The sequence below is a fragment of the Anaerolineales bacterium genome, from assembly GCA_015075625.1.
In the GTDB taxonomy this organism is placed as follows: domain Bacteria; phylum Chloroflexota; class Anaerolineae; order Aggregatilineales; family UBA2796; genus UBA2796.
Genome location: JABTTZ010000003.1, coordinates 199,441 through 212,842 on the forward strand (window position 1 = coordinate 199,441; position 13,402 = coordinate 212,842).

Genomic DNA, 13,402 nt, shown 5'->3' on the forward strand with positions numbered 1-13,402 from the left:
CCTACTCTGTCAGCGCTCGGTAGGCACGCATTGCCGTGAAGCCCCGCCAGCGCATGACGGGTGGGGAAAACAAAAAACCTGAGCGCGACATAGCGATTTTCACGACGGGATCAAAGGGGGAAAGACGATCCCTATCGGTCAGTTTCAGATGGATGTAGCTGCGCCGCGAATCATAGAGCAGCCACACTGACGCCGGATCGCGCACCTCCGTATGCACGGCGTCGGGAGCGCCCCAATCGCGCAGGACATCGTACATGGGGTAGGGTTGGACGAGAAAGACTGTTGTGATCAGTTCCCCCGCGTTCCCAATGTAAATGACGATGCGCTCCCCGGCAAAGACAACCATCCGCTCTCCGGCGATCTCTTGCACCGTCTGACGGGCTGCCGGATGGCGCTCGACAAGCTGTACTGCTTGCAAAAACGAACTGTCGAACTGAATTCCAAACAAACAGAAACGGGCACAGACTGCCCCATTGGGGGCGGTGAAGATGGGCTGAGCGAGGGTGTTGCGGCGGGCGAGGGCGATTCCTCCGCCAAGTGCCGCGCTGAGGACGATCAGCAGTGCGGCGAGGAAGGCGCTCAGGCGTTTCATGGATAGGCGGCGGTTATCAAGTAAAGCCGCAGCTCGCGGAAACCACCCCAGGGGACGGTGGCAAGCAGGATGCCTCGCCATGCCTCGTTGAACATCGGTTGGGTGCTGATGCCGAGGAAGGTGAGCGGGTCGGCGGGGTTTAGGCGGTCGGCGGTGGCGTTCCCGCTGAGGACGACGCCCTGTGCTGGGTAAAAAAGACGGACGTGCCGCCGGTTTTGGCGGGCAAGCTGAAGCTGATGCGGCGTTCCAATCTGGGCGAGGGCGTGTCCAAAGGTGGCGGCGTGAAAAAGCGGGGCGGCGTCCGCAGGGAAGGAGAGGCTGATCGACCCTACACGGTTGTTTTCCCCTTGCAAAATCGTGATATCGAACGCCGCACCGTGAAAATCGAGCAGAGCGCCGCCAGCACGGGCGTTCACGCTGCCATAGCGGGTCAGTGGGTGCGCCCGCAGAAGTCCCTCACTGGCAAGATAAGCGGTTTCTCCGGGGATGATCCCAAACAGGCACAGCGCCGCGCAAGGCTGCCCATTGGCGGTGGTGAACACGGCGGCGAAATCAGGCGTGAGGCGGCTGCCGATGACCCGTGCGGCAAAGGTCATGCCGAGCAAGGCGAAGGCGAGGCTGATGGTGAACTTGAGCAAACGTCCCATGCCAATCATGAGCATACCCATCATAACCCATAGGGGGAGTATGCCACGCCTGCGAAGGGAGGGGAAGGGGGCAATGTGCCTCTCCTCAATGGGTGGTGAAATGTCCGCCCTTTGTGTACACTTTTTTCTATGAAACACTCCCTTGTTCTCCCCTTTATTGCCTTGCTTGTGCTGCTTGCTGCCTGCGATAACAGCACGGATGCCAGCGCTATTCGCGTGCGGGTGCGCGTCGATGGCACAGAGCGCGTCCTCACTAGCAGCGAATCAATGTCTGTGCGCCAGCTTTTACAAAAAGAAAACATCCGCACCGGCGACTTGGATCGGCTGAACCCCAGTGATTTCACGCCTATTTTGGACGGGATGGTGATCACCATTGTCCGCGTGGAAAACCGCGCTGAATGTCTGGAAGAAGATATGCCCTACGCCACCGAGACGATGAAAACGCCTGATCTACCGCCCGGCGATTCCCGTGTCTTGCGTCCGGGCGTCAGCGGGCGCAGCCGTGTCTGTTTCGATGTCATTTTGGAGGACGGCGTAGAGAAATCACGGGCGCAGAGCAGCCGCACCATCTTGATCCCGCCAACGAGTCAAATCTTGGCGGTGGGCGTCGATAGCTCCCGTATTGAGCCGCGCCCTATCGTCGGGCTAATCACCTATCTCAGCGGGGGGCAGGCGCGGTACATCACCGAGAGCAGCACGAATCAAGGGACGCTTCCGACGGGCGGGGCGCTGGATGGGCGGGTGTTCGCCGTCTCCCCGTCGGGGCGGCAGCTTCTCTACACACGGACGCCCGACGAGGCGGATCCGCGCTTGGCAAACACGTTGTGGCTGCTGTTGGACAGCGGTAATCCGAACAGCGAGCCGATTCGCCTGATCTTGGAGAACATCCTGACGGCGGATTGGATTCCGAGCAAGACCTTCACCTTCAGCTATTCGACGCTCCAGCCGCGCAGCGAACCGCCCGGCTATCAGGCGCTCAACGATCTGTATGTCGCCCGTGTGGACAGCACAAACGGGCGCATCCTCCGCGCCGACCCAATCATCAAGCCGAATCCGCTGACGGTCTACGGCTTGTGGGGGAATCGCTTCGCGTGGTCGCCCGATGGCGAGCGCTTGGCTTGGGCGGGGGCGGAAGGGGTAGGGGTAGTTGACCTGACGAGCGGCATTTACGAGAAGGTGATTTCGTTCTCCGTCTACACGACAACGCTTTCCAACGGCTGGCTGTGGCTGCCCAATGTGGCGTGGTCGCCGGAGGGGGCGTTCCTAACGGCAAGCGTGCATGGAGCGCCGTTGGGGGAAGAAAGCCGCGAGACGAGTCCGGTCTTTGATATTGCCGCCGCCTCCGCCGATGGGGGGATTCGCGTTCCTGCCCTACGTCCCAAAGCGGGGATGTGGGCGTCGCCCGTCTATTCGCCCGCGCCGCGTGGGGGGCTTGCCTACCTTCAGGCACGCAGCCCGATTGATAGCGTCAGCAGCGAGTACGATCTGGTCTTAGCGGATCGGGATGGGAGCAACCCAAAGGTACTGTTCCCCGGCGCGGGGAAGGCGGGTATCCGCCCGCTGGAGGATGGCAGCGATCTGGCGTGGAGTCCCGACGGGCGCGAGATGGCGGTGATCTATCAGGGGGATATTTACCTTGTTGATGTAGAGAGCGGGCGGGCGACGAGCGTCACGGTGGTGGGCAACGCCAGCCACCCACGTTGGGTGCGTTAGGGGAGGGGGCGCAGCGCTGCGCCCCCGATTGGGTCATTTTTTCTTGCTGGTATCAATCTGCTGACAGAGGAGGGCGTTTACTTCGGAAGTACATTAAAGACGCCGTACCCCGCTGCCGTTTTCGCCCCAATGCCCAACTCATTGAGCGCAGCTTGCAGCCATCCTGTGACGGTATCCAGCGGGGGGGTATGCCCTTTCCGCGCCGCAACCGCAAAGGCAAACGTGACACCATGGGTGACGGTCAGGAAGGGGACAGGAACAGGATACTCGGCATCGTGCGGCGCCCCATTGCCTTGATAGTAGCTGTTGAAGTGCGGCGTCATCACATCAACCTTAAAAAGCTTTCCTTGCTTGGGAAGCCCTTCGACCCCGGCGATAACTGCATCGAAAAAGACGCACGTTCCGGCGGCATCTTGGCTGCCAAACACCTCGGCATAGGCGCGTGCAGCGGGATCATCCTCAAGCCCCTTGCGGTCAAGCTTAGAAACAGCGTGTAGAAGCTCTCCCCACATTTTCTCCCGATCTTCTTTCACACCTGCCAATGCCGCGTCTAAGAGATCAAGGTGGGAAGACAATTTTCCCTCGTTTAACTCTTTGCTGTTGAGCAGGGAGATATTGAACTGCGCGGCAATGGTGAGCAGCGCATAGGCGCGGGTCAGTCCCTTAAGGGCGCTGCCCGGGATGATGGGCAGACCACAGACGTGCTGTACGGTCAGCCCAAATTCCATCGGACCCTTTCCGCCCAAACCGACAATCAACCGTCCTAACGAACGTGCCGTAAAGCGTGCTGCTCCTTGCGTTCTTTGCTGCCAACGGGCATACTGCGCCTTGAGGAGGGTTTGCCATGCACTGTTGCGCCCCAAATCAAACTGCTGGCAAACCACCTCCTGAAGCCAGCCATCGCGGTATTTCCGTTTGTCGCCCTTATCGTTGGGACGCCAATTCAGATTATTCGTGATTGCCTCCTGTGGCACATAGCGCCCCAAAAGTAAACTGAGGTTCACGCATTTCCCAACCCTGTCGTCGTTGATCAAGCCTCTGGAGTCTTCGGGGACAAGATAGGTTGCCATCGGGTTCACTCTTGCCCTTCAGCAAAGCGTTTTAGCCAGAGCAGATAGGCAAGTACTTCCGCCGTCGCCCGGCGGTAGTCTGCGGTGTTCTTCGTCAGCAGGGTTTCCAAAAGGGTTTGCCCTTGCCAGCCAAGCTCTTTCAAAACCCATGAGGAAAGGTGCCTATTCAAGGCGTTGTGTTCGTCTTTTCCTTTTGCCTGAAGAAATGCCAACGATGCTCCCAAACCATCCCGTTGGACGTTTGCGGCGAATCCTTTCACCAGTGAGGGGTATTCCTTGATCTTTTTGGCGCTCTGAACATCTTTCCAGGCTTGTGCTGCCCGCTTTTGCTGAAGGGTTTGTTGGTTAGAGGGTTGGTTCGTCATAGCAGCCTCACTTTACCCAACGCAAGGCAACCATGCCCTGCCCCGTCGTTTCATCACCGCCTAGTTGAATCCCTGAAGGCACAGAGGTGGTGAGCCAATTAGACACATCACTGCTGGTTTTCAAACGATTGCTGCTGCCGCGTGGTTTACGCGCCACAATGTGACTGAATAAAAGGGAATCCGCTGGCAGCGACTCGGTTGTCCACAAAGCGCCATGGGCAACGGTTTTTGTCTCCACCTCCAGTTTAACATGGGTAGCAATTTCGGTGCTGTTTTGCACAAAGTCGCGGAAGGCGTTATCCGGCAGCAGAACAAGACTGCTTTGAACTTTCTCGTGCCAATAGCTGTAGGCATCCCCGGCGGGAAAGGCGTTCTGCGCCAGCCATTGGGCAACCTTTGTTAGTTTGGCGTCTTCCTTAGCCGCAAAGGCGAACTCCTCTAAGACGACATGCCCATTGGCATCGACGGCTTTACCCGAACGCAGTGCCTTGTCTTCCTCCAACGCGCCAAAGGTGAAATCCGGAAGCCCTTGCGCACCCACTGCTTGCAACGAGCGCCCCAAACGGGAAAGGGCAAGCGGACTAGTCACATAGGCGAAGATGCCCACCAATGAACGCACCGGAAAGAGCGCGATCCGCGCCTCGCCCACCGAGATTGCCCCGGCGTGATCGGCGGCGTTGTTCGTTTCGGGACCAAACACAGTGTTCACCTCGTTTGTATCTGTGGCTTGGCTGCGTAAGGCGCCTTTCACGCCGCTGCCTTGCACAATAGGAAACTGCGTCGCCCGCTCGCGTTGAATGGGCAGGTCTACGGTGGAAACGCTCGATCCCGTCCCGGCATGGAGCGGGGACTCGGTATAGAAAAACAAGACCAACGAGTTCATTGATTAAATTACTCCCTCTGATCGTTCAGGATGATTTACCACGCGGACAGGACAAATCCACCATAGCCCATAGCGCCGTAATCTGGTTCACCGGGCGGCGTCTCGGTAAAGGGGCGGGTGAAGGGCGCTGCCCCCTCAAAGTAATAAACAGTGCCAGCGGGGACGAATGCCCGCATCGGTTTCGGTTTTTTCTGCGCCAAATCCCACCCACTGATGGAAATCGGCTTGCTGACGAGGGCGCTGACTAAATGAGCATCTGGACCAACCCATGTTTCCCAACCCGCCTCGGCGGGGTACCACCCCCCGGAAAAATAGGCAGGGGTGGTCAGAATAACCTTGATGCGCCCCGGACGTACCGAGGGAAAGGCTGGCGGCGGCGGCACTTCGCGGTAGAAGGCACTGCGCCCCTCCCCACCTATTAGAAAAACCCCCGGCGTCAGGAGTTTGACCGCCTCATCATTGATGCCAATGAGCAGCCCCACCTGATCATCCGGTGCTTTTGTTAGCGGACGGACGAATTCGGCGCTGTAGAGCAGCCCTGTCTTTGCTTTGCGGATATCGTGCGCCATGCCTAAGCCAATTTTTTCCTCGGTGTGAACGAGATCAGCCTTTTTGTGAACGGTGGTGGGGGTGCTGCCTTTTAGATATGCCTGTACGTCGTTTTCGTCCAACCACCCCTCCACTGGCTTCCACTCAAAGGGATTTCCCTCAGAGTCACTGCCCGCCAGTGGGGAGACAGGATGCCACTGATCAAAAGGAAGGTTGGTGACCCCTTCCGGCACAGTTTCAACCGCTGGTGCGGCAATGCTGTAGACGAGTGATTTAGTCGTTGAGTCCTCCGCCTGCATCAGGTCGTTGGGGGCGGGCAAAAGCCGACTCACCTTTCCTTTCACCGATCGTGCGATATAGGGTCCGGCAAGGGACAACGCCCCTAACGAAGCGAAATGATCATTACCTCCGGGCAGCCCAATCGCTTTTATCAGCGCCGGATCAACACGACCCTCCTTGTACGCCTCAAAATCAACGCCGGCTTGCTCAAGGATGCTGGTGCGGATCACGCCCGCTATCGTCTGGGGATAGGGGGGAAAGACACTGCGGGCAACAAACGCCTGCCCCGCCGCAAAGGGGCGCGATTCACGGAACATCCACACATCGTGCGCTTCTAAGAACAACCACTTCATGAGCGTACCCCTCCTGAGGCAAGCAGCCGCGCCAAGATCAACCAAGCGCCCAAGCGATCCCATCCCTGCGCCTCGCCAAGTGCGGCAAGTTGAGGGGCAAGATCATTGATCCGCTCTTTCATATCCCCTGCTTTGCTGCTGATGCGGCGTTTCAACAGGCGGCGCAGTTCCGCTTCCCGTGCTTCGGGAGGTAGGGCAGTGTTCCCTTGCGTTGGAAATGCCTCAGCAATGGTCAAGATGTCATAGCCAATGCTGGATGAAAGCCAGTCCTGTTCGCGATCAAAGGCACGTTGCAATTGTTCCATCAAGCCGCTGATCTGATCCCACTTAGCGCCCATCGCTCGGATCGCAGTGGAGCGGCTGTCCCGAATGACCACCGCATCGCGCCCAAAGTCATTTTTGGCGCTCTTTTCCGCTGCCCGCGCTTCATCCATGACACTATCAAGGGGGAGGTGCGTTTTCATGAGGGCAATGCCAGCACTAGCGGTGACTGCCCCGTTCATTACTTCGGCAAGAGCAAGGCGCAGTTTATTGGCGCAAGGGAGCGCCGTCTTCAGCGGCAAAAGTGCCAAAACATCATCGCCCCCGGCGTAAATCAGCACGCCCTTGTGTTCGGTAACAATGTCGGGAACAGACTGTTGAGCAAAGACGGCAAGATTATAGGAAATTTCCTGATGTTTGGCTTTTGTTCGGCATTGGGAAAGCGTTTTTCCCATGCGATCCCCGTCCATATGCAGCACAGCGAGGTAGAGCGGTGTCTCCTCGTCTTTTTTAGGCGGCGGCGCACCAGCACGGGCAACACGTTCCACATCGGCAATGCCTTCAATGGTGCCATCTTCACCACGCAGATCAGGGACAGCCCACTGCCCCACGCGCTTGATCAGCGCCAGCGCCCCAAGCTGCTCATTTTTGCGGATGACCATATGATCATCCCTGCCATCAGGACTCCAATAACGCTTTAGAGTCTCCGCATTACGGAGGGTATCCCAGAACTTGCCATCGTTGGAAAGTGCTGCCCCTGCCCCCGTGAGGGTGCATTTGAATTCCGCCACATCGTCCAACTGGGTGAAATTCCGCAGTTGGCGGCGGATCGCCAGTGCCTTTGATGCCTGTGTGTAAGAGTTTCCATGCTCTTGGGGATCATACGGAACACACACCCAGAAGCATTCCAGCCAGTCCTTCGTCTGTGCCTTGAAGCGATTTGTCCATTCGCCATCCCCCAAGCGATCCCACAACCACTGCTCTACGCGGTTGACAATCTCCTCAAGCCAATAGGTGCGGATTGCTTTCTCCACCTCTGCGCCCAGTGTGCCATCCTCACTGAGGAAGGCGAAGCGATGCGGAATAGCACGGGGAAGGTCGCCCTCCCCATCCATCGCCGGGAAAATCATCGTCTCGCTGGTGACCCCGCGCTGTTGGGCATGGCGAATGCCAGCACGGGCAAGCAGGCTGAGCAAGCGGCTGCCGACGTACAAATCCTGGGTGCGCCGCGCGGCGGCAATGAAAGACTGCACGGGTCCAATTTGGAACAGGTACAAATGGGTCATTTCAATTCACCTCCCCATACGGTCTCCCCATCCCAAAGCTCAGTCGCATCGCGCATAAAATTGTTTAGCACCTTCCAATCAATGGGCGATCTCTGAACTTCAGAGCGCATCACGGTAAGGATAGGGATATAGTGCTTCCCAACTTTGCGCATCTGGGCGATCAAGGGCGAGGCACGCCGCCCCTGCATGGCGTAACCAAAATTCCGCTCAGCGTTGCGGTATTTCTCTGTGCGGAGCAGCTTTTGGAACAAATCGATCATCAAGGGCTGCCATTCCCTATACTCGGTTGTCTTGCCCACAATCACCCAACTATGCTGAGGATGTAGGGTGGGAAAGGGTGGGGGTGGGACGCTTTGTGAAGGGGAATTCTTGATGAAACTCTGAAGGTAATATTCCATAGACGCGATTAGCTTATCGGCAGAGGAAAAATCCACGATCTCGCGATTATTGACATTATCGCGATTATTGACATTAAACGCCCCAAACATGCGCCGTGAACGCTTGCCAAGCCCTCCCAACAAAAACCATGTATAGAGCGCCCGCTGGAAGGCATTGGGGATCTTTACGCCGGGACGGGTGACCACCTGAAGATCGAACGTTTGCCCCTGTTTAAATGCCTTTGCTAGCGATTTTCCATTGCTGCGGTGGGGGAGCATGGATGTCTCAACGGTTTCTAGGCGGTTCATTTCATACAGGCGAATGGACACCTGCGATCCCCGCTCCGTAGAGCCGAACACGTTTCTTTCCCGCTCACGGAGCGTTTCTAAGTTGGCGTCCTTCGCCCCTTCAATGGCGCGAAACCAGTAGCGAAGCTGCCCCCGCACAGAGGCGGCACGCAGTTCCGGCTCTTGTTGATATGCCCCATAGAGAAAAAGGGGTGACGTTATCCCCAACGGATGATTTTCGGATGCCATAAGGCGGTTACTCCCATCCTTTCATAATCTTGATCAACGCCAAGCGCACGTCGCGGATTTTCTCCCCAAAGTCAAAGACCGTGCGCACGGTGTCGTAAATGATTTGCAAATGGTTTTGCACCGTCTTGATCGACAGCACCAACAAATCCGCAATTTGCTGGTCGCTGTAGTCCTCGTGCGCCGCCAGCGCATTGGCAACCCGATGCTGAGCGGGCGTCAGCCGCGAGAGCAGCATCTCTTTGCGGTTCAGCCGCCGCCGCAGATGCTCAGTGATGTCCTCGCGGGTGAGCGCCTCCAACGTTGTTGGCGCAAAACGCGAGGGCAAAAAGGGCAGCGCCGCCACCTGCACTCGCCCCCGATCTGCGATGGGGACATGGTAAGCATTCGTCGCCATGATGTCTTTCGGCGTCAGCACCGTCCACACCTGATCATATTCATCCAGCAGCAGCGAGGCGGCGTAGACGGCGTAGACGCTCATCGCTTTGCGCCCGCCCGCCACCATTAGATGAATTGTGTACTCCTGCTGTTTGTAGGCAAGCAGCGCATCCAGCACGCCGTAAAAATACGCCTCGGCGGAGGAATCATCCTCAATATCCAGCAGCGGATTCCCGCCGAGGTCATAGATTTCATGGCTGTCCACAGGCAGTTCCGGGTAGGCGCGGGCTATCTCTGCCTGCAAATCGCGCAGTGGCGCGGCAATGCCCGAACGTTCCGGGTCGGTGTGCAGCAGCCCGATCCGTTCATAGGTGTAGCGTTCCCAGGGCGTCAAAGGCGACGGTCACTGCCTGCGGACGCTGCCCAATAGTGGCAAGGTGAGGTGGGGCATGAGGAGGTCACTGCTCCCAGTACAGTTGATTCAATTGATCGGCTGCCCATGCCAATTGCTCAGCAGTGGGTGATTCCACACTCGTGAGGATTTCAAACCGAGCGCCATAATCGTTCCGGTATGTGCCAACAAGTTTCCCTTCGTAGGCATAGAAATCCCCTTTGATGGCTTTTTGTTTGTGATAGGGGAGCGAATGGGCGGTTTTGATCCATGCCACCTCTCGACAGACTTTTTCGACAAATGGTTTGAAGCCATTGGGGTAGTGATCATCACGGAAGCGAGGGGGCGTTTTTTCTCCATCTTTGACGGGCGGCAGTTGACGGTCACGAGGGTAGGCCGCCCGAAACCCGGTCAGGTAAATTTGCCCAACAGCGCCTAATCCAAAGACATTCTCGCCATCAATTTCGTATTCTTCAAGCAGCACACGAATCTTGTCGTCAAGTTCGTGAATCTCATTCAGGGTGAGCGTGTCGTTGCGCTCAAAACGGGCAAGTAACCCAGCATTCTCCCCCAAGATGCTGTAATCAAAGGAGATCGGCATCGGTGGAATGGTGATGATCTCAGAAAAACGCTCATGCCGGTACAGGACAGGAATACTTAATGCCTGCCCAAAAACAACGGCAATAGCGATTTGCGCCTTGTAGCCGCCAGTGGCGTCAATGATGATCCTCTCGGCGCCATATTTCTCAACCAAATCCCCAATTTGCCTCACCAAGTTCCGCAGCCCAAATGTCCTGAACCGTGCGGGGTTTTCATCCTGAAGCCCTTCAATAGGATAAGAATCCACGCTTTGGATGTCCTTGAGACCGCGTTCGATGTAGTAATTCTCTAGGAGCTTGCCCATGTTTTTGCCATCTTCGGTATCCGAGACTAGAAAACAAAGATGGTTTAAGGTGACCCGTCCGCGCCTCACTGCCTCGTCAATGGAGTTGATCTCTGCGCCGCAAATGCGTGCCGCTGGCGGAATTTTGACTAGTTCGCTGGCAAGCCGCGACCACTGTTTTGCGGCTAAGTGTTCCTTCAATATGTCGTGGGTTTCTTTTGAAATTCCGTTCCCTTCATTGAATTGCCCTTTGATATTGGCAAAAAGGCTTGTTCCAACGGTGCTGATTAGGCAATTTGCGGACATGTAAAAGATCCTTTAGCGCCGCGCACGGGCGGCATTCCGAACGGAATCCAAATTGATGATCTCTCCAACCTCAAACGTACTTACCACCGCCCCCGCCACTGGACGTAGCCGGATAATCGTGGGAAAGCGCCCCATCCGTCCGTGCAGTTCCGCCAGCACAATAGCGGTGATGAAATTCAGCGCGGGTGGCACAATCAGCCACGCCTCTTTTTGCCACTCGTCGGGGGTGATCGCCAAATCATCGATCATCGTTACAACTTGTGGGGTGAATTCTTTTTCTAGATCAAACTGAACGCGCACATCCCGTATTTCCTGTGCTATTAACTCCGTTAATGTCTCAAGTTGATGTATTTGTGCATCGGTTAAAGGATGTGAAAAATTAATCACTTTCATAGGAATGTCTACTATTCCGTGCAATGTTTGCTTGCTATAAAGGATACCATTCCAATCCAGTATCTCACAAATAGACCTTCAGCACATGGGTATTTACCCCCAAAAAACGTCTCCCTCTGGAGGGAGGGTATGGGATTAGGATATAAACCGGGGTCGCAAGCTGGATAAAGGCGAGGAGGTAGCAGCAGTAGCAGCAATGAGTTCGTTACACCCGGCAGTCTCTTGGCGGCTGCCCGGTGTAACCACAAGAGGAGCGATTTACGCTTTGGATGAGGCGCGATACAGCCACCCTGGTTCGCGCACATTTTCCTCGTGAAGGCGCTTCAACCTTGCCCCAAGAATATCTGCACGGCCTAAATAGCCGAGCAGTTTTCGGGGGTTTTCGCGGCCAACGACGGGAAGGCGTCCAATATCGTTTTGAAGCATTTTGCTTAAGGCCGTGTGTATGGTTTCGTCGGGATAGGCGACTAATAATGTGCGCGTGCCCGCATCAAGGACGGTCAGCGCCGTGCTGTCGTTTCGTTCCAGCCCGCGCAGAATATCCCCCCGTGTGATGATCCCAACAAGGCTGCCCTCTGAATCAATAAGGCTAATCCCCTGGCGATGCGTCAACTGCGCATCTCCGGTTGCGATACGTTCGGCTAATTCCGCAAGCGGCATCGTGCTGGAAACATAGGGTGCGTTGCGATCCATGACTTCGGAAACGAGAACCTGCTGCATGACATCCGCTTCGTATTCTTGATGAATGCGTAAACCGCGCCGCGCCAGCTTTTCCGTCATGATTGAATTGCGCATGAATTGCAAGGCAACCAGATCGGCGATCACACAGACGAGCATCAACGGCAAAATAGCGTTGTAGTCACGTGTGATTTCAAAAGCAAAAATGATGAAGGAGAAGGTTGCACGGGAGGCCGCACCAAAGACGGCAGCCATACCCACCAGGGCATAGGCGCCGGGAGATAGATTTGCGCTTGGGATGAGCGCGTTAACCAACAAAGCAAACGAAGCGCCCAGTGCCGCCCCAACGAGAAAGGTGGGCGCTAGAAGCCCGCCGGATGTCCCTGAGCCGAGTGTGATGTAGAGGACGATGCTCTTGAATATGATCAGGCCGAGCAGCACGGCGATGGAGAATTGGTTATTCAGGATGCCAGAAATTGTTTGATAGCCAACGCCCAGTACTTGCGGCACAAAATAGCCGATGACCCCCAGCGCCAATCCACCGATTGCCGGCCACCACATCGAATCAATGGGCAGGCGCTCGAACAGGTCTTCTACCCAGTAGAGGATTTTGCTATGACCAACCGCAAAAACACCGCAGATCAACCCAAGGATGATGTAGAAGGGCAGGCCAGAGGGAATTCCAAAATCAAGCGGGCTGACCGTGAACATAGGCCCACGCCCGATCAACCCCAAATGCACGGTGGTGGCAAGCGTGCTAGCAATGACCAGCGGGATGAATGAGCGTGCTTTGAATTCAAACAAAAGCAGTTCAATCGCTAGGATGACTGCCGCGATAGGGGTGCTGAAGGTCGCTGCCATGCCCGCTGCCGCACCACAAGCGAGCAGTACTTTTCGTTCGGCGGCGGTCACATGAATGAACTGTCCCATGATTGAGCCAATTGCGCCCCCCGTCTGAATGATTGGCCCTTCAGCCCCAAACGGCCCGCCAGTGCCGATAGCAACTGCTGCCGAGAGCGGTTTGAGGAGCGCGACATGCGGCTTAATTTTGCTGTTGTTGATGCGCACAGCCTCCATTGCTTCCGGTATCCCATGACCGCGAATTTTCGATGATCCATATTTCGCCATCACCCCAATGATTACTCCCCCGATGACAGGGACGATGATGACCAATATTCCGAGGTTGTGTTTCGCCAGGTCGGGGATTTCGGTAGCCACTCGCTGATAAAAGACGAGGTTGCTGATCAACCCAATGAGCGATACCAGAAAAAACGCGACGACCCCGGCGATGACGCCAATGATGGCCGCGAGTACGGATAGATAGACAAGGCGCAAATTAGCGCTGCGTGCAGACACATTCTCGGCCTGCGTGTCAAGATTTATGCGCTCGGACATTACCTTCTCCAACAAACCAAAAAATCGGACGATGTATCCTAATCCCTCTGACCTTTTAAGTCAATGGAT

13 protein-coding genes are annotated in these 13,402 nt (G+C 56.2%); 1 reads left to right on the forward strand and 12 read right to left on the reverse strand.

Going from position 1 to position 13,402, the window contains the following annotated elements; genetic code table 11:
- Position 1 precedes the first annotated feature (1 nt).
- Positions 2-592, reverse strand: coding sequence for a hypothetical protein (locus tag HS103_15065; GenBank protein ID MBE7514118.1), 591 nt, complete (start codon positions 590-592; stop codon positions 2-4).
- Positions 589-1,254, reverse strand: coding sequence for a hypothetical protein (locus HS103_15070; protein MBE7514119.1), 666 nt, complete (start codon positions 1,252-1,254; stop codon positions 589-591). The genes HS103_15065 and HS103_15070 overlap by 4 nt, the downstream gene beginning before the upstream one ends.
- Positions 1,255-1,368: 114 nt before the next feature.
- On the opposite strand from HS103_15070, the gene HS103_15075 reads away from it, so the two are divergent.
- Entirely contained in the window at positions 1,369-2,952 is a 1,584-nt protein-coding gene (locus HS103_15075) for a G5 domain-containing protein (protein ID MBE7514120.1), read from the forward strand.
- 77 nt (positions 2,953-3,029) lie between these two features.
- On the opposite strand, the gene cmr6 is transcribed toward HS103_15075, so the two are convergent.
- The 10 genes from cmr6 to HS103_15125 all read right to left on the reverse strand — a co-directional run bounded on the left by cmr6 (position 3,030) and on the right by HS103_15125 (position 13,333).
- Positions 3,030-4,022, reverse strand: a complete 993-nt coding sequence (cmr6, locus tag HS103_15080; protein ID MBE7514121.1) for a type III-B CRISPR module RAMP protein Cmr6 — start codon at positions 4,020-4,022, stop codon at positions 3,030-3,032.
- A gap of 5 nt (positions 4,023-4,027) precedes the next feature.
- The gene (gene cmr5, locus HS103_15085) at positions 4,028-4,387 is read right to left on the reverse strand and encodes a type III-B CRISPR module-associated protein Cmr5 (GenBank protein ID MBE7514122.1); all 360 of its coding nucleotides are present in this window, start codon (positions 4,385-4,387) and stop codon (positions 4,028-4,030) included.
- 7 nt (positions 4,388-4,394) lie between these two features.
- Positions 4,395-5,270 (reverse strand): type III-B CRISPR module RAMP protein Cmr4, encoded by an 876-nt coding sequence (gene cmr4 / locus HS103_15090; protein MBE7514123.1) that lies wholly within the window; start codon positions 5,268-5,270, stop codon positions 4,395-4,397.
- A gap of 35 nt (positions 5,271-5,305) precedes the next feature.
- On the reverse strand, positions 5,306-6,451 hold the full coding sequence (gene cmr3, locus HS103_15095) for a type III-B CRISPR module-associated protein Cmr3 (GenBank protein ID MBE7514124.1): 1,146 nt from the start codon (positions 6,449-6,451) through the stop codon (positions 5,306-5,308).
- Complete coding sequence (gene cas10 / locus HS103_15100; GenBank protein ID MBE7514125.1) at positions 6,448-7,998, reverse strand: type III-B CRISPR-associated protein Cas10/Cmr2; 1,551 nt, start codon at positions 7,996-7,998, stop codon at positions 6,448-6,450. The genes cmr3 and cas10 overlap by 4 nt, the downstream gene beginning before the upstream one ends.
- Positions 7,995-8,912 (reverse strand): type III-B CRISPR module RAMP protein Cmr1, encoded by a 918-nt coding sequence (cmr1, locus tag HS103_15105; protein ID MBE7514126.1) that lies wholly within the window; start codon positions 8,910-8,912, stop codon positions 7,995-7,997. Before cmr1 ends, cas10 begins: the two co-directional genes overlap by 4 nt.
- A 7-nt stretch (positions 8,913-8,919) precedes the next feature.
- Positions 8,920-9,681, reverse strand: coding sequence for a hypothetical protein (locus HS103_15110; GenBank protein ID MBE7514127.1), 762 nt, complete (start codon positions 9,679-9,681; stop codon positions 8,920-8,922).
- Positions 9,682-9,745: 64 nt separating this feature from the next.
- Complete coding sequence (locus HS103_15115) at positions 9,746-10,867, reverse strand: putative CRISPR-associated protein (GenBank protein MBE7514128.1); 1,122 nt, start codon at positions 10,865-10,867, stop codon at positions 9,746-9,748.
- Positions 10,868-10,879: 12 nt separating this feature from the next.
- Positions 10,880-11,260, reverse strand: a complete 381-nt coding sequence (locus tag HS103_15120) for a hypothetical protein (GenBank protein MBE7514129.1) — start codon at positions 11,258-11,260, stop codon at positions 10,880-10,882.
- 258 nt (positions 11,261-11,518) lie between these two features.
- Positions 11,519-13,333 carry a chloride channel protein gene (locus tag HS103_15125; GenBank protein ID MBE7514130.1) on the reverse strand — a complete coding sequence of 605 codons (1,815 nt, stop codon included), beginning with the start codon at positions 13,331-13,333 and terminating at the stop codon, positions 11,519-11,521.
- Positions 13,334-13,402 lie beyond the last annotated feature (69 nt).